Origin of the sequence: Streptomyces sp. TRM68367 (genome assembly GCF_014495685.1) — a bacterium.
Taxonomy (GTDB): Bacteria; Actinomycetota; Actinomycetes; order Streptomycetales; family Streptomycetaceae; genus Streptomyces.
Genome location: NZ_JACTVI010000075.1, coordinates 1 through 15,421, shown reverse-complemented (window position 1 = coordinate 15,421; position 15,421 = coordinate 1). Strand labels below are relative to the sequence as shown.

At 70.6% G+C, this 15,421-nt stretch carries 14 protein-coding genes and 3 pseudogenes; 8 read left to right on the top strand and 9 right to left on the bottom strand.

Going from position 1 to position 15,421, the window contains the following annotated elements:
* Positions 1-119: 119 nt before the first annotated feature.
* Positions 120-1,594 (bottom strand): annotated as a pseudogene (locus H8R17_RS33275) (streptophobe family protein); the annotation flags it as partial.
* Between the two features lie 2 nt (positions 1,595-1,596).
* On the opposite strand from H8R17_RS33275, the pseudogene H8R17_RS33270 reads away from it, so the two are divergent.
* Positions 1,597-2,436: pseudogene (locus H8R17_RS33270) on the top strand (ATP-binding cassette domain-containing protein); the annotation flags it as partial.
* Positions 2,437-2,612: 176 nt separating this feature from the next.
* On the opposite strand, the gene H8R17_RS33265 reads toward H8R17_RS33270, so the two are convergent.
* The 4 genes and pseudogenes from H8R17_RS33265 to H8R17_RS33250 all read right to left on the bottom strand — a co-directional run bounded on the left by H8R17_RS33265 (position 2,613) and on the right by H8R17_RS33250 (position 5,915).
* Positions 2,613-3,386, bottom strand: coding sequence for a transglycosylase SLT domain-containing protein (locus H8R17_RS33265; RefSeq protein ID WP_187826938.1), 774 nt, complete (start codon positions 3,384-3,386; stop codon positions 2,613-2,615).
* Between the two features lie 298 nt (positions 3,387-3,684).
* On the bottom strand, positions 3,685-4,776 hold the full coding sequence (locus tag H8R17_RS47665; RefSeq protein ID WP_399477596.1) for an S-adenosylmethionine:tRNA ribosyltransferase-isomerase: 1,092 nt from the start codon (positions 4,774-4,776) through the stop codon (positions 3,685-3,687).
* A 180-nt stretch (positions 4,777-4,956) separates the two neighbouring features.
* Positions 4,957-5,208, bottom strand: a pseudogene (locus tag H8R17_RS49475) (S-adenosylmethionine:tRNA ribosyltransferase-isomerase); the annotation flags it as partial.
* An 8-nt stretch (positions 5,209-5,216) separates the two neighbouring features.
* Entirely contained in the window at positions 5,217-5,915 is a 699-nt protein-coding gene (locus H8R17_RS33250) for an SDR family oxidoreductase (protein ID WP_187826937.1), read from the bottom strand.
* Between the two features lie 222 nt (positions 5,916-6,137).
* Between H8R17_RS33250 and H8R17_RS33245 the strand changes: the two genes are divergently transcribed.
* From H8R17_RS33245 to chpE, 3 genes are all read left to right on the top strand, one after another.
* Entirely contained in the window at positions 6,138-7,307 is a 1,170-nt protein-coding gene (locus H8R17_RS33245; RefSeq protein ID WP_187826936.1) for a GAF domain-containing sensor histidine kinase, read from the top strand.
* Positions 7,300-7,941 carry a response regulator gene (locus H8R17_RS33240; protein ID WP_187826935.1) on the top strand — a complete coding sequence of 214 codons (642 nt, stop codon included), beginning with the start codon at positions 7,300-7,302 and terminating at the stop codon, positions 7,939-7,941. Before H8R17_RS33245 ends, H8R17_RS33240 begins: the two co-directional genes overlap by 8 nt.
* A gap of 158 nt (positions 7,942-8,099) precedes the next feature.
* Positions 8,100-8,345, top strand: coding sequence for a chaplin ChpE (gene chpE / locus H8R17_RS33235; protein WP_187826934.1), 246 nt, complete (start codon positions 8,100-8,102; stop codon positions 8,343-8,345).
* Between the two features lie 452 nt (positions 8,346-8,797).
* On the opposite strand, the gene H8R17_RS33230 is transcribed toward chpE, so the two are convergent.
* Entirely contained in the window at positions 8,798-9,592 is a 795-nt protein-coding gene (locus H8R17_RS33230) for a hypothetical protein (protein ID WP_187826933.1), read from the bottom strand.
* Between the two features lie 146 nt (positions 9,593-9,738).
* Between H8R17_RS33230 and H8R17_RS33225 the strand changes: the two genes are divergently transcribed.
* The 3 genes from H8R17_RS33225 to H8R17_RS33215 all read left to right on the top strand — a co-directional run bounded on the left by H8R17_RS33225 (position 9,739) and on the right by H8R17_RS33215 (position 12,140).
* Entirely contained in the window at positions 9,739-10,536 is a 798-nt protein-coding gene (locus H8R17_RS33225; RefSeq protein WP_187826932.1) for an ABC transporter ATP-binding protein, read from the top strand.
* 94 nt (positions 10,537-10,630) lie between these two features.
* Complete coding sequence (locus H8R17_RS33220; RefSeq protein ID WP_187826931.1) at positions 10,631-11,062, top strand: NfeD family protein; 432 nt, start codon at positions 10,631-10,633, stop codon at positions 11,060-11,062.
* A 130-nt stretch (positions 11,063-11,192) separates the two neighbouring features.
* A complete protein-coding gene (locus H8R17_RS33215; protein ID WP_187826930.1) occupies positions 11,193-12,140 on the top strand; it encodes an SPFH domain-containing protein in 948 nt (315 codons plus the stop codon).
* Between the two features lie 113 nt (positions 12,141-12,253).
* Here the strand turns inward: H8R17_RS33215 and H8R17_RS33210 are convergent, their stop codons facing one another.
* From H8R17_RS33210 to H8R17_RS33200, 3 genes are all read right to left on the bottom strand, one after another.
* On the bottom strand, positions 12,254-12,760 hold the full coding sequence (locus tag H8R17_RS33210) for an HNH endonuclease (RefSeq protein WP_187826929.1): 507 nt from the start codon (positions 12,758-12,760) through the stop codon (positions 12,254-12,256).
* A gap of 212 nt (positions 12,761-12,972) precedes the next feature.
* Positions 12,973-13,512, bottom strand: a complete 540-nt coding sequence (locus H8R17_RS33205; protein ID WP_187826928.1) for a YbhB/YbcL family Raf kinase inhibitor-like protein — start codon at positions 13,510-13,512, stop codon at positions 12,973-12,975.
* 40 nt (positions 13,513-13,552) lie between these two features.
* Complete coding sequence (locus H8R17_RS33200; RefSeq protein WP_187826927.1) at positions 13,553-14,335, bottom strand: sporulation protein; 783 nt, start codon at positions 14,333-14,335, stop codon at positions 13,553-13,555.
* Positions 14,336-14,466: 131 nt separating this feature from the next.
* Here H8R17_RS33200 and H8R17_RS33195 point away from each other — a divergent pair, with 131 nt between their 5' ends.
* On the top strand, positions 14,467-15,117 hold the full coding sequence (locus tag H8R17_RS33195) for a DNA-3-methyladenine glycosylase (protein WP_187826926.1): 651 nt from the start codon (positions 14,467-14,469) through the stop codon (positions 15,115-15,117).
* The last annotated feature ends 304 nt before the right edge of the window (positions 15,118-15,421 follow it).

The window sequence follows — 15,421 nt, the reverse complement described above, 5'->3', positions numbered from 1 at the left end:
CGCCGTGCCTGACGCCCCTCAGGTCCGTCTGGCGGACACGGAACAATGGGTGACACATCGGTGGCGTGAACCTTACGTTCCCCCGACGACCACGCACGTCGCCCAGCTCACCGGCTCGCTCACCGGTCACCGTCCGGCCTGCGCGGCGGCGGTGGCGGGGGAGGGGGAGGCGGCGGGGCCCGTCGTCGGGCCGGGACGGCGGCCGGTTCCCGTTCCGGGGCCCGGTCGGCTGCCGCGGCCCCCGCGGAGGCGATCCGACGGGCCGGGATCGGGGTTCGGCGGCCGGTACGCCGGGCTCGGTGTGTACGGCCCGGACTCGGCGCCGTACGCCTGCTGCCCGACGCCCGCGCCACCGCCGTACCCCGGATCCACGGCGCCGCCCGGACCAGGACCCGCACCCGTCTCCGCACCACCCCGCGCCAACGGCGCCGCGCGCGCCCCCTCCGCCCCGCTGGCCCACGCCAGCAGCCCTCCGGCGGCCCCCGCGCCCGCGCCCCACACCAAACCGAGCAGCAGCGCCATACCCAGGTGCCCGCGCAACTCGACCCCCGCGCCGAACGCGTCGATGCCGAGCACCGACAGCGAGGCGTCCACGGACACCTCGGTCAGCCAGGCCAGCAGCGGCAACGTCAACGCCGTGGCCACCCCCAGCCGCACCGCACAGTTCCCCGCAGCACAGAGGGCGCCGGGACCTCGTACGCTCCCGCCGGCCCCCGCCGCTCGCTGATCATCACCGGGACCCCCCGGCCAACGCCCCACCGGCGTCCGCACCGCCGTCAGCACCCCCGCCAGCAGCATCGTCAGCGTGGCGGCCACGCCCAGCAGCCACACCCGGCCGTCCAGCTCGGCCAGGCGGCCCAGCGTGACCGGCTCGTCGGAGCGCAGGCTCAGCTCAGCAGCCTCGCCAGGGGATCCGGCAGGAGGCTCACCAGCACTCCGCTGGCCCGGCCGTCCCACGGCACGAAGAGGCCGATCGGGATGCCCAGCCACACCCCGTTGGGCGCCCCGAGCAGCGCCGCCCCCGCGATCCGCCGGGGATGCTCGTCGCCGATCGCCGCGTACGCCGCCGCCGCGAGCCCGGCCGCCACCGCCACCAGCAGCACGGTCACCACCGCGGACGCGGCGGGCCGTACGACCCGGTGCACGGCCTCGAAGCCGCGCGCAGGGGAGTGCGGCGCGAGGCCAGCAGGGCGACCAGCAGGACCCCGGCCGACCAGCCCAGGCCGCCGAGCATCGTGGGCGCGGTCTCGACGGTGAAGCCGACCGCCGCCTCCGCGTCGACGAGCCCGCCGATCCGGTCGGTCAGCAGCCCGCCGATGTCCCCGATCCCCGGAAGCTCAACGCCGCCGTCCCCCGAGCCGCCGGGCAGATCGCCGAGCCCCAGCGAGCTTCCGTTGATCGTGATCACGTCGTGCCCCGCCCAGGCCAGCCCGCCCAGCATCGCCACGAACAGCGCGACCACCGCACCCGCGCGCGCGAGGAGTTCGGTCGGCCTTATCACAACTCCGGCCGCCCGCAATGACCGTAAGAAGAAGTACGACAGCAGCACGGCACCGACCAGGCTCACGCCCAGTGGCGTGATCTCGATGGCGGTGGCAGTTCGCCGAGCTGCGCCAGCGCATGGGTCTGGTCCCGCAGGACGACATCCTGCACAGGGAACTGACCGTCAAGAAGGCCCTCACGTACGCGGCCAAGCTTCGCTTCCCCGCCGACACCACGGCCAGGGAGCGCGAGGAGCGCATCGACGAGGTGCTGCGCGAGCTGAAGCTGGACATCCACAAGGAGAAGAAGGTCACCTCCCTCTCCGGCGGCCAGCGCAAGCGCGTCTCCGTGGCCCTGGAACTGCTCACCAAGCCGTCGCTGATCTTCCTCGACGAGCCCACCTCCGGCCTCGACCCGGGCATGGACCGCGACGTCATGCAACTGCTGCGCGGTCTCGCCGACGACGGCCGCACCGTCCTCGTCGTCACCCACTCCGTGGCCGAGCTGGCGCTGTGCGACAAGCTGCTCGTGATGGCGCCCGGCGGCGCGGTCGCCTACTTCGGCCCGCCCGAGGAGGCGCTGAACTTCTTCGGCTACGACAGCTGGGCCGACGTCTTCTCCGCCTTCGAGAACTACCGCGACTACGACTGGGCGGGCCGCTGGAAGGGCTCGCAGCACTACCAGATGTACGCCGCGGACATCGACGCGACCCCGCCGCAGTCCGTACAGATGCAGCCGATGCAGGCGATGAAGCCGCCGAAGCCGCAGGGCTGGATGTCCCAGTGGGTCACGCTGGTGCGCCGCTATGTCTCGGTCATCGCCTCCGACAAGCTCTTCCTCACCCTGATGGTGATTCAGCCGGCCGTGCTCGGCGCGGTGAGCCTGCTCATCGACGCGGACAAGGGTCTGCTGCCCAACCCGCCCAACGCCGCCGGCCGCATCATCCCGAATGGACATGGCCGTGCTGATCGCCCTCGGCGTGATCTGCGGCTTCTTCGTGGCCCGCTTCCTGCGCCGCCACGAGCCCGAGGTCATGCGCAAGTAACCCCGCCCGTACGACGCCGAAGGGCGGCACCCCGTGAGGAGGGTGCCGCCCTTCGGCATGACGCGAGCCGAGGTCCGCGCTGACCTCAGTACGCGCTGTTCACGTTGTCCATGGAGCCGTACCGGTCGGCCGCGTAGTTGCAGGCGGCGGTGATGTTGGCGACCGGGTCGTAGATGTTCCAGGACGTGCCGGGGACGTGGTAAGCCTTGAAGGTCGGCGGGATGACCTGCAGCAGGCCCTTCGACGGGACGCCGTTGATGGCGTTGATGTCCCAGTTGTTGATGGCGTTCGGGTTGCCCGAGGACTCCCGCAGGATGTTGCGCTTGATGCCGTTGTAGGAGCCCGGGATGTCGTGCTTCTTCATGACGTCGAGCGACTCGCGGATCCAGCCGTCCAGGTTGTTGGGGTAGCTCTTCTTCGCGGCGGCCTTCTTGAGCTTGGCGCGCTCGGCGGCGCGGCTGGCGGCCTCCTTCGCCTTGCGCTCCTGCTCGGCCTTCTTGGCGGCCTCGGCGGCAGCCTTCTGCTTGGCGGCCTCGGCGGCCTTCTTGGCAGCTTCCGCGGCGGCCTTCTTCTTCGCGGCGGCCTCGGCGGCAGCCTTCTTCGCCGCGATCTCGGCCTGCAGGCTGGCGCCGGCGACCTGGCCGTTCACGCTCGCCCGGACGTCCTTGATCTGCTCGGTGCTGAACGCCACCTGAGCCGGGGCGGCGGCCGCCTCGGTCGTGGTCTTCGCCGACGCGTTGCTCGGCACCGCGGAGAAGGCGACGGCGGCGGCGCCGAGGGTGGCAACACCGGCCAGGGCGATCTTGTGATGTCGGGTCAGGGCACGGTTGCGACCGCGGGTGAGGATGTTCTTGGGCATGGCAGATGGACCTCTTCGAATAGCGCGGAGGTCGCTCTTCGTCCGGTGGGGGACAGGGGTGCTTCCGGCACAAGCGCCGCGGGGGGAACCGCGGCGCTGAGCGACGCCAGCCATTCTTAGCGGCCGCAAAAAACCGTGGCAAAGGTGTGACGTACGATCCCGGGTAGTGGATCAGGGAATGACAAATCGGGACAGGTTGGACTATCTGTCCCGCTCATGTGGAGGGTCTTCTTCTCCTACTGACCTTCGTACGTGATCTGCGTCCTATGTGCGGGCTCACATCGGGCGGGTGACGCTCTTACCAAGGGTTGCTGGCGCAATGCTGTGTGTGAGGGTGCTTCGCCGCGAGTCCGCCGGAGTCCGCCGGGAGGAGAAGGTGGACGTCTCCGAACTCGTGCCACAGGTAGCGCCGGCGCACAGCCTCCTCGTAGCCGCGGTCGATCGCCGCCCGCCCCGCGATCGCCTCCAGCATCAGCAGATGCGAGGCCTCCGGCTCGTGCAGCCCGGTCAGCAGCCCGTCCACCACCCGCACCCCGCGCTCCGGGGTCACCACGAGATCGGTCCACCCCGCACGCGCGCGTACGACCCCGTCGGCACCGGCCGCCGACTCCACCGCCCGCACCGCCGTCGTCCCGACCGCGATCACCCGGCCGTCCCCGGCCCTGACCGCGTTGATCAGCCGCGCCGACGCCTCCGGCACCGCGAACCGCTCCGGATACGGCGGCTCGTGCGCCTCCGCCGAGGCCACCCCGGTGTGCAGCGTGACCGGCGCGAACTGCACGCCCCGGCTCACCAGCTCGGCCACCAGCCGGGCCGTGAAGGGCCGCGCCGCACTCGGCATCTCCGCACTGCCCGAACCGTCGTCCGACGCCAGCGCGAACACCGTCTGGTACACCGACAGCGGCTGGTCCCGCTCGGTGTAGGAGTAGCGGACGGGCCGCCCGTACGCCTGCAACAGGCCGTAGATGCGGTCGGGACCGCGGCGCGTTTCTGGGACGCGGGTCGCTTCCGGATCGCGGCGCGCATCGGGATTGCCGGGTGCCTTGGGACCGCTGCCGGCTGCCTCGGATCGGCGGGTCGTTCGGGGACCGCCGGGCGCCTCGGGATTGCCGGGTGCCTTGGGACCGCGGGTTGTTTGGGGTCTGTCGGGTGTCTCGGGAGTGCTGGGTGTCTCGGGACCGCGGGTTGTTCGGGGGCCGCCGGGCGCCTCGGGAGTGCCAGATGCCTCGGAATCGCCGGGCGCCTCAGGACTGCCGGGCCCTTCGGCATCCGCAGATCCTTGGGCGCCCGCAGGCCCGCCGAACCTCTGATGCCGCCCCGGTCCTCCTGGTCCTCCGGGCGCTCCGGGTCCTCCCGGGCCCTCGGCCTCGTACACCCGTGCCCACCACAGTCGCTCGCTCACCCCGCTCAGCGGCTCCTCCAGGACGAGCCGTAGCCCCGTCGGCAGCGACACCTCCGTTCCCGCGGGTCCGCCCGCACGCGCGCGTGTGGTGCCCCGCCCGTCCGGGTCCCGCAGCTCGACCGCCCACCGGCCGTCGTCCCCGAGCGTCGAGAAGTGCACCACCACGCGCGCGTGCCCGACCCTCCCGTCGACGGCGGACGCCAGCGTCGGCGACGTGTTCACCACGAGCAGGTCCCCGGCCCGCAGCAGCCCCGGCAGCTCCCGGAACGTGTGATGCGCCACCTCGGTCCCGCGCGACACCAGCAGCCGTACGTCGTCCCGGTCCAGCCCCGGACCCCGCTGCTCGGCCGGCAGCCGCGCCGACAACTCCTCCGGCACCCTTGCCCACGCCCGAACGGGCTCGCGCGGGGGGACCCCCATCGCCAGCGTCATCGCCGCCCCTCCAGCAGCGACGGCGCGCCATAGCGGCCACTCGCCGGCCGCTCGTCCAGCAGCCACAGGAAGGCCGGCACCACACTGACCGGGTCGGGCCGCGGATCGTCGTCGTCCGGTACGGCCGCCGCGTACAGGTCCGTCGCCATGTCCCCGGGGTCGACCGCCCAGACCCGCAGGCGCGGCTCCTCCACACCGAGCACCGCCGCCAGATGGTCCATGGCCGCCTTCGACGCCCCGTAGCCGCCCCACGTCTCGTACGCCTCGGCGCCCGCGTCCGAGCTCACGGCGATCACCGTGCCCGCCTCGGACGCCCGCAGCAGCGGCAGCGCCTCCCGGACCAGCCCGAGAGCCGCCACCACGTTCACCTCCAGCGCCCGCCGCAGCCCGTCCAGCGGCAGCTCCGCCAGCCGTACGAGCGGCTCGGCGCCCAGCGCGCTCGCGTTGCTCACCAGCAGGTCGACGCCGCCGAGCCGCCATGCCGCGGCCACCAGCTCGGAGCGGTGCGCGGCGTCCGTGACATCCCCGGACAGGGCCGTCACGCGCGTACCGTGCACGGACACGGCCTCGGCCGCCTCCGTCAGCGCCTGCGCGCCCCGGGCGTCCAGCACCAGGTCCCAGCCGCGTACGGCCAGGGCCTCGGCCAGCGCCCGCCCCAGTCCCTTCGAAGCCCCCGTGATGATCGCTACCGGCATGACGTGTCCCCTCTTGGTCGACTCGTGGCCGACGCCCTTGATCGGCGTGCCCTCACCGTAGGAACCGGCCCGCCCCGGCCGCCTCGGCCGCGGGCCGCATCACGGCGGGTCCCTTCGACCTACGCCACCGACCCGGGGACCTCCGGCCTAGGTCCACCGGCCCAGGCGGTGGCCGTCACTGGTCGGATCCGCGATGTCACAGGCCGCCGGTACCGTGAACACATGAGTCACGGCCCCCGGTCCGGCCTCGCCGCGGTGAGCTCCGCGCTGCTGGCCATGAGCAGGCACCTCGAGGTGCGCGACGTCCTCAAGACGATCGTCGCCTCGGCCCGCGAGCTGCTCGACGCGCAGTACGCCGCGCTCGGCGTCCCCGACGACCACGGCGGCTTCTCGCAGTTCGTGGTCGACGGCGTCAGCGACGAACAGTGGAAGGCCATCGGCCCCCTCCCGCGCCAGCACGGCATCCTCGCCGCGATGCTCCAGGAGGCGCAGGTCGAGCGCCTGGCCGACGTGCGCAAGGACCCCCGCTTCGAGGGCTGGCCGTCCGCCCACCCCAACCTCGTCGACTTCCTGGGCCTGCCCATCCGCGACGGCGACGAGGTCATCGGCGCCTTGTTCCTCGCCAACAAGCTGCGCTCTGTGGGGGGACAGCTCCTGTGCCCAGAGCCGGAGGGCGGCTGCGGCTTCACGCAGGACGACGAGGAACTGCTCGGCATCCTCGCCCAGCACGCGGCGATCGCCCTCACCAACGCCCGGCTCTACGAACGCAGCCGCGAACTGACCATCGCCGAGGAGCGCTCCCGCCTCGCCCACGAACTCCACGACGCCGTCAGCCAGAAGCTGTTCTCCCTGCGCCTGACGGCCCAGGCCGCGGCCCGCCTCGTCGACCGCGACCCGGGCCGCGCCAAGGGCGAACTCCAGCAGGTGGCCGCCCTCGCCGCCGAGGCCGCCGACGAACTGCGCGCCGCCGTCGTCGAGTTGCGCCCCGCCGCCCTCGACGAGGACGGCCTCGTCGCCACCCTGCGCACCCAGATCCAGGTCCTCGACCGCGCCCACAACGCGCGCGTGACCTTCACCGGTCACGGCGTGCGCGCCCTGCCCGCCGCCCAGGAGGAGGCCGTCCTGCGCGTCGCCCAGGAGGCCCTGCACAACGCGCTGCGGCACTCCGGGGCCGACCACGTCGACGTGACCCTGGACCGCCGCGGCGTCGGAGCCGTGCTGCGCGTGACGGACGACGGCAGCGGCTTCGACCCGCAGGCGATCCGCCGCGCGGGACGACACCTCGGCCTGGTCTCCATGCGCGACCGGGCCGGCGGGGCCGGCGGCAGGCTGACCGTGGAATCGGCGCCCGGCAAGGGCACCACGATCGAAATGGAGGTCCCCGGTGGCTGACGCAATCAAGGTGCTGCTCGTCGACGACCACCAGGTGGTCCGCCGGGGCCTGCGCACGTTCCTCGAAGTACAGGACGACATAGAAGTCGTCGGCGAGGCGTCGGACGGCGCCGAAGGAGTCGCCCGCGCCCAGGAACTGGCGCCCGACATCATCCTCATGGACGTCAAGATGCCGGGGATGGACGGCGTCGACGCCCTGCGCAGACTGCGCGAACTCGACCACCCCGCGCGCGTGCTGATCGTCACCAGCTTCACCGAGCAGCGCACGGTGATCCCGGCCCTGCGCGCGGGCGCCGCCGGGTACGTCTACAAGGACGTGGACCCCGACGCGCTGGCCGGCGCCATCCGGTCCGTGCACGCCGGGCACATCCTGCTCCAGCCCGAGGTCGCCGGCGCCCTGCTGTCCCATGACGAGGCCAACACCGGCCAGGGCAGAGCCGGTTCGCTCACGGACCGGGAGCGGGAGGTCCTCGGCCTGATAGCGGACGGCCGCTCCAACCGGGAGATCGCCCGCGCCCTCGTGCTCTCCGAGAAGACGGTCAAGACGCACGTCTCGAACATCCTGATGAAGCTCGACCTGGCGGACCGCACCCAGGCCGCCCTGTGGGCCGTGCGCCACGGCCTGACAGGCTGATTAACCCTCCGTACGGCAATACGGAGGGTTCCGCTCCGGACCGAGATTCATACCGTCGTGGGAATGTCCCTCACATGGAGCAACCTTCGTGGATCTCCGCCGTTCTCCAGTGCGTGCCGCGGCGACCTGCCGCGGTGATCGCAAGGAGGGCTCAAGAAGTGAAGAACCTGAAGAAGGCAGCGGCCGTGACGATGGTGGCGGGTGGCCTGCTGGCCGCCGGCGCCGGGATGGCCTCCGCCACCGGCGGCGCGCACGCCGACGGCTCGGCCGTGGGCTCGCCGGGCATCGCCTCGGGCAACGTCGTCCAGGCCCCGGTGCACATCCCGGTCAACGACTCGGGCAACAGCGTGAACGTCATCGGCGTGCTGAACCCCGCCTTCGGCAACCTCGCCGTCAACCACTGACCGCTCGTCGCCGAGCCGGTGGTGACCACCGGCTTCCCGGGCCCGCTCGGGAGGCCGGTCATCAGATCGGCAGTTCGCCCAATGGGCCGCCGGGCCGTTGCCGGTGTCGCCACAGGCTCGTCCGCCGGCGCCGCAGCCGCCGACGCCGGCCGTGAACCCCCGGGCGTCGTCTCCGGCACCGCCGACGTCATCGCCGCCCTCAACCCGCCTTCGGCAACCGGGCCGCGAACGGCCGACACCACCACACAAAGAGGGGCCACACGAGTCAACAAGGACTCACGGGGCCCTCTTTCGACGCACGTGAGCAATCCCGCGCGCACGGACGAGACCGCATCAGCAACTACCAGCCTGTCCGGCGGTTGAGGACGAGGCCGTTCAGGCCGAAACGGGGGTCCGGGCGCGGAGCCCCCAGAGGACGCCCACACCAACCCCGAGCACAGAACAACCCACCCTCACCGGACCCCCCTCTCACGTCCCTCCACAACGGAGTTGTACGCCGCGACCTGCGCCCGCCGAGCCGTCCGCTCCACCGGCCGCAACACCTCGGCCCGCGCCGCCATCTCCGACGCACTCACCGCACCCCCCTGTCCGTTCTCATACGCGAGCGACACCAGCAACCCCACCCGCTGCGCCAGCTCCAGCACCAGCACCGCACGCGGCGGATACCCCGGCGCCAACGAGGCGCTGCGCGCCGCCCCATCGACTCGCGCCCGATACGCATCGATCGCCGCCTCCGCCACCGGCCCCGACCCAGCGACATCCAGCCGCGACAACAGCTCCGTCGCCTCCCGCAACGCCTCCGCCAGCTCACGCTCCGCCTCGCCCAGCGACGGCACATCGGCCGGCGGGGTCTCCCGCACCGGCAGGCAGTGCCACACCACCTCGACGTGCACATCACCTTCGGGCCCGGCCTCGGACACCTCCGGCACCAACCCGAACGCGGCGTCGTGACACACCACCGCCTCCTCCGCGTCCAGCGCCCGCGCATTGAACTCCGGCGGTCCGCTGAGCCCCAGCGGATGCCCCGGCGCCGGCAGCGCGACCCGCAGCCCGGTCACCCCGAGCGTCCGCAGCCGCCCCAGCCCCAGCGTCAGACCGACCTGCCCCGACTCCCCGGGCAGCCCCTCCACCCGGTGCACCGCGTCCTCGCCGACGATGGCGAGCACGGCGTCATCCGGTGAGACAAGTCCGGCCAAAAGGGCATTTCCCCAAGCCGTAAGGCGTCCTGAACGCGGTTCCGAGAGCATGCCCCCACCCTAAGGACCGTACCGATGGAATGGATAAGCCGACCGGTGGCGTAGATTTCCTTGGGGGCTGCGCCCACCGGCGCGGCGCGCCACAGGCGAACGCGACAGCCGAGACCGGCCACACTGCAAGGGGAGACAACGCGCTCATGAGCGATGTTCTGGAGCTTCAGGACGTATCCGTGATCCGTGAGGGCCGAGCGCTGGTGGACCAGGTCTCCTGGTCGGTAAAGGAGGGCGAGCGCTGGGTCATCCTCGGCCCGAACGGCGCCGGCAAGACCACCCTGCTGAACATCGCGTCCAGCTACCTCTACCCCAGCAAGGGTACCGCCACCATCCTCGGCGAGACCCTCGGCACCCCCGGCACCGACGTCTTCGAACTGCGCCCCCGCATCGGCATGGCCGGCATCGCCATGGCCGACAAACTGCCCAAGCGCCAGACCGTCCTGCAGACCGTGCTGACCGCCGCGTACGGCATGACCGCCAGCTGGCAGGAGGACTACGAGGAGGTCGACGAGCAGCGCGCCCGAGCCTTCCTCGACCGCCTCGGCATGACCGAGTACCTGGACCGCAACTTCGGCACCCTCTCCGAGGGCGAGCGCAAGCGCACCCTCATCGCCCGCGCCCTGATGACCGACCCCGAGCTCCTGCTCCTCGACGAGCCCGCCGCCGGCCTCGACCTCGGCGGCCGCGAGGACCTCGTACGCCGCCTCGGCCGCCTCGCCCGCGACCCGATCGCCCCCTCGATGCTCATGGTCACCCACCATGTCGAGGAGATCGCCCCGGGCTTCACCCACGTCCTGATGATCCGTCAGGGCAAGGTGATGGCCGCCGGCCCCCTGGAGCTCGAACTCACCTCCCGCAACCTCTCTCTCTGCTTCGGTCTCCCGCTCGTCGTCGAACAGGTCGGCGACCGCTGGACCGCCCAGGGCCTCCCGCTGAGCTGACCGGCGAAGGACAAGCACTAACAAGGTGAGAAGGCTGTTCCAAACCTGATGGGCGCCCTGTCCGCCACCCGACCCGCGGCCCTACCATGACCTCGTGGACATCGACGCGTGGGTGTGGTGGCTGATCGGTGCGTCAGCGCTGGGCATCGGGCTCGTGATCACCGCGATGCCCGAACTCGGCATGCTCGCGGTGGGTGCCGTCGCGGCAGCGGTGGTCTCCGGCTTCCTCGGCGGCGGCGCCGTCGTGCAGGTCGTGACCTTCGTCGTCGTATCGACAGCGCTCATCGCCGTCGTACGGCCCATCGCGAACCGACATCGCAGCCAGCGACCCCAACTCGCCACGGGCGTCGAAGCCTTGAAGGGCAAGCAGGCCGTCGTAATGGAGCGCGTGGATGCCTCCGGTGGCCGGATCAAGCTCGCCGGAGAGGTCTGGTCGGCGCGTTCCCTCGACACCGCTCGCGCCTACGAAGTAGGCCAGGAGGTGGACGTCGTGGACATTGAGGGAGCGACGGCGATCGTCATGTGACCTCGGACAACACAACTGGCCGGAACGGGCCACGAGGCACACGATGGTCTGTCAGACTCGACCAGCAAGATCTTCAACAACCATAAGATCTGCCGAAGCGCCGCGGCGGAGAGGGGTACGGGGAACGACGATGGAACCAGTCATCATCGTCTTGATCATCCTGGTGGTGTTGGTTTTCATCGCCCTGATCAAGACAATCCAAGTCATCCCACAGGCGAGCGCCGCCATCGTCGAGCGCTTCGGCCGTTACACGCGGACGCTGAACGCGGGCCTCAACATCGTCGTCCCGTTCATCGACACCATCCGCAACCGCATCGACCTGCGCGAACAGGTCGTCCCGTTCCCGCCGCAGCCGGTGATCACCCAGGACAACCTGGTCGTCAACATCGACACGGTCATCTACTACCAGGTGACCGACGCCCGGGCCGCGACCTACGAGGTCGCCAGCTACATCCAGGCGATCGAGCAGCTCACCGTCACCACCCTGCGGAACATCATCGGTGGCATGGACCTGGAGCGGACCCTGACCTCCCGCGAGGAGATCAACGCGGCCCTGCGCGGCGTCCTCGACGAGGCCACCGGCAAGTGGGGCATCCGCGTCAACCGCGTCGAGCTCAAGGCGATCGAGCCGCCCACCTCCATCCAGGACTCGATGGAGAAGCAGATGCGCGCCGACCGCGACAAGCGCGCCGCGATCCTTCAGGCCGAAGGTGTCCGGCAGTCCGAGATCCTGCGCGCCGAGGGCGAGAAGCAGTCCCAGATCCTGCGCGCCGAAGGTGAGGCCAAGTCGGCCGCCCTGCGCGCCGAGGGCGAGGCCCAGGCCATCCGCACGGTCTTCGAGTCCATCCACGCCGGCGACCCCGACCAGAAGCTCCTCAGCTACCAGTACCTCCAGATGCTCCCGAAGATCGCCGAGGGCGACGCCAACAAGCTCTGGATCGTCCCCAGCGAAATCGGCGACGCCCTCAAGGGCCTCTCAGGCGCCATCGGCAACTTCGGCCCGATGGGCGGCGGCGCCCCCAACGGCAACGGCGGCGCAACCCCCACAGAACGCCGCGAAAAGCCCTCAATCGACTAAGCCCCTCATAAAGCCACGTTCCCCGCGCCCACCTCAAAGGGGCGCGGGGAACTGCGCGACAAGCCACAAACAATCCGCAGCCGACGAATCACCCTGAGCCCTATGGCGATTAATCACGCAGCGTCCAGAGCCAACCAATCCGGCAGCGCCGCAAACTCCTCGGCCCCCAGCGCCAGCAACATCGCATCCGCGGGCGTCGGCTCAAAAGGCTCGCGCAGCAACGGCATCCCCGCCTGCTCCGGAGTCCGATTCGCCTTCCGGTGATTGTCCTCCGCACAGGACGCGACAGTGTTCAGCCACGTGTCCTGCCCACCCTGAGACCGCGGCACCACGTGATCCACGGTCGTCGCCCGACGACCGCAGTACGCGCACCGGTGCCGGTCCCTGACCAGCACACCCCGCCTCGACCACGGAGCCTGTCTTCGGAAGGGCACCCGTACGTACCTGCACAGCCTGATCACCCGGGGCGCCGGTATGTCGACCTCGGCTCCACGCATGCGCAGTTCGGGGTGGGACTGCTCGACAACGGCCTTGTCCTGAAGCACCAGAACGACGGCGCGGTTCAACGTCACCGTCGACAGCGGCTCGAAGCTCGCGTTCAGTACCAGCGTGTCCCGCATACCTGGCCCACCTCCCGTGTGCACCCGCCCACCCCCTGGCGGGCTGGGTTCAACTCTGGCCGGGCACGCCGAGATGGACAACGCAATATCTGCTGCTCCCACGGGGGGTGACCCCCGCGACCCCCGGCAACAAAAATGCCCGCCTCTGATCAATTCCAAGACCAGAGGCGGGCAAACGTTCAATGAACGCTCGGATAGCACAGGAGACTCGCTCAGGCCTCGGCGGGCACCTCGTACTCACCGATCAACTGCGCCCGAGCGATCGCGTGGAACCGCAGATTGAAGCCCACGAAGGCCGGCGTCGCCTCCGCGTCCGGACCCAGCTTCTCCTGGTCCACGGCGTACACCGTGAACACATACCGGTGCGGCCCGTCCCCGGGCGGCGGCGCGGCACCGCCGAAGTCCTTCGACCCGTAGTCGTTGCGAGCCTGGATCGCACCCTCCGGCAGCCCCTCGAACTTGCCGCTGCCCGCACCCGCCGGCAACTCGGTCACGGAGGCCGGAATGTCGAACACCACCCAGTGCCAGAACCCGCTGCCCGTCGGGGCGTCCGGGTCGTAGCAGGTCAAGGCGAAGCTCTTGGTCTCGGGCGGAAAGCCCTCCCACCGCAGCTGCGGCGAGGTGTTGCCGGCCGCGTAGACCTGAGCGTCCTTGAGCGTGCCGCCCTCCTCGACGTCCTCGCTCGTGACCGTGAACGACGGCACGGGCGGATGGAAATCGTGGGGGAGCGGCCGCCGCTTGAGCTCAGTCACCTCGGTACCTCCTGATCGGTTCCTTCAGTTGATCCCGAGCCTAGAACCAGTTGCGCTTGCTGCCGACCTCGGACAGCCACTGGTTGAGGTACGCTGCCCAGTCGGTTCCCTGGTAGTCGTGCAGCCCGACCTGGAACGACCGGAACGTGTCGCTGCCCTCGCTGAACAGCCCCGGCTTCTTGTCCATTTCGAGCACGACGTCCATGGCGTTCCCGTCGGCCACGAAGCTCAGCTCGACCTGGTTCAGGCCCCGGTACTGCTGCGGCGGGAAGAACTCGATCTCCTGGTAGAACGGCAGCTTCTGCCGCGTGCCCCGGATGTGGCCGCGCTCCATGTCCGCGTTCTTGAACCGGAAGCCCAGCTGGATGAACGCGTCCAGGATCGCCTTCTGCGCCGGCAGTGGATGCACACTGACCGGGTCCAGGTCGGTGGAGTCCACGGCCCGCGCGATCGCCAGCCCGGTGGTCACCCCGATGTGCATCGCGCGCAGCGGCTGACCCTCGATCATCGTGATCGGCGTCTCCCACGGGATCTCAAGCCCGAACGGCACCGCGTGCACCGCGCCCGCCTGCAACTCGAAGGCCCCGCCCAGCTGCTGCTTGGTGAACTCGATGTCCTGCTTGTACTCCTGGTCGCCGCTCTCCACCTCGACCTTGGCCTGCAGCCCGACCGACAGCCCCTCGATCTGCTGGTTCACGGACCCGCCCTGGATCCGCACCTCACCCTGGACGACACCACCCGGAACGACGTTGACCTCGTTCAGCACCGTCTCGACCGAAGCCCCACCGGCCCCCAGGCTCGCGAGCAGTTTCTTGAACGCCATGTCTCTCCCTATGAAGTGGGCTTGGATCCTCGATCACTACAAACGCGCTCCGGCCGTGGCCGGTTCCATGCCCCCCACCCTGGCAAGGGGGCACCCCGTCACGCCACCCGGCTGCACTACCCTCGGACGGCATGATCGCGACCCCCGACCGTACGCCCCTGCCCAGGGCGTTCTTCGACCGGTCCGTCCTCGACATCGCCCCCGAGCTGCTGGGCCGCATCCTCGTACGCACCACCCCGGACGGTCCGATCGCCCTGCGCCTGACGGAGGTCGAGGCCTACGACGGCCCGAACGACCCCGGCTCCCACGCCTATCGGGGCCGCACGGCCCGCACCGACGTGATGTTCGGTCCGCCCGGCCACGTGTACGTCTACTTCACCTACGGCATGTGGCACTGCATGAACCTGGTGTGCGGACCCGACGGCACGGCAAGCGCCGTCCTGCTGCGCGCCGGCGAGATCATCGAGGGCGCCGAGCTGGCCCGCACCCGCCGACTCTCGGCCCGCAACGACAAGGAACTCGCCAAAGGCCCGGCACGCCTGGCCACGGCCCTGGGTGTGGACCGCTCCCTGGACGGCACCGACGCCTGCGCCTCCGGCGAAACGCCCCTGAAGATCCTCACGGGCACGCCGGTGCCCCGCGACCAGGTCCGCAACGGTCCGCGCACCGGAGTGGCCGGTGACGGGGGCAACGCGGACAGCCACCCCTGGCGCTACTGGGTCGCCAACGACCCGACGGTGAGCCCCTATCGCGCCCATGTTCCGAGGCGCCGCCGAAGTTGACGCGCCCGCCGTAGGTGCGTAATGTAGCCCGAGCCGCTTGAACCGGGTACGGCGATCGCCAGCAGCCGGAAGCGGCCAACCCACTACCTAGGACCGCCCCTCCGCGGGGTCCAATTCGGCGTGCCCGCATGCCTGAATTCGAAGCCGCTGGGACTCGATTATGAGATCCCGAGGGAATCGGCTAACGTAGTGAACACCGAAGGGAAACGCGAAAGCGTCCGTTCCTTGAGAACTCAACAGCGTGCCAAAAGTCAACGCCAGATATGTTGATACCCGTCCATCGGACTTGCTTCCGGTGGCGAGG

Coding starts and splice junctions, on each gene's coding strand:
- H8R17_RS33265 (WP_187826938.1), bottom strand. CDS start 3,386: ATGCCCAAGAACATCCTCACCCGCGGTCGCAACCGTGCCCTGACCCGA.
- H8R17_RS33250 (WP_187826937.1), bottom strand. CDS start 5,915: ATGCCGGTAGCGATCATCACGGGGGCTTCGAAGGGACTGGGGCGGGCG.
- H8R17_RS33245 (WP_187826936.1), top strand. CDS start 6,138: ATGAGTCACGGCCCCCGGTCCGGCCTCGCCGCGGTGAGCTCCGCGCTG.
- H8R17_RS33230 (WP_187826933.1), bottom strand. CDS start 9,592: ATGCTCTCGGAACCGCGTTCAGGACGCCTTACGGCTTGGGGAAATGCC.
- H8R17_RS33225 (WP_187826932.1), top strand. CDS start 9,739: ATGAGCGATGTTCTGGAGCTTCAGGACGTATCCGTGATCCGTGAGGGC.
- H8R17_RS33215 (WP_187826930.1), top strand. CDS start 11,193: ATGGAACCAGTCATCATCGTCTTGATCATCCTGGTGGTGTTGGTTTTC.
- H8R17_RS33210 (WP_187826929.1), bottom strand. CDS start 12,760: ATGCGGGACACGCTGGTACTGAACGCGAGCTTCGAGCCGCTGTCGACG.
- H8R17_RS33200 (WP_187826927.1), bottom strand. CDS start 14,335: ATGGCGTTCAAGAAACTGCTCGCGAGCCTGGGGGCCGGTGGGGCTTCG.
- H8R17_RS33195 (WP_187826926.1), top strand. CDS start 14,467: ATGATCGCGACCCCCGACCGTACGCCCCTGCCCAGGGCGTTCTTCGAC.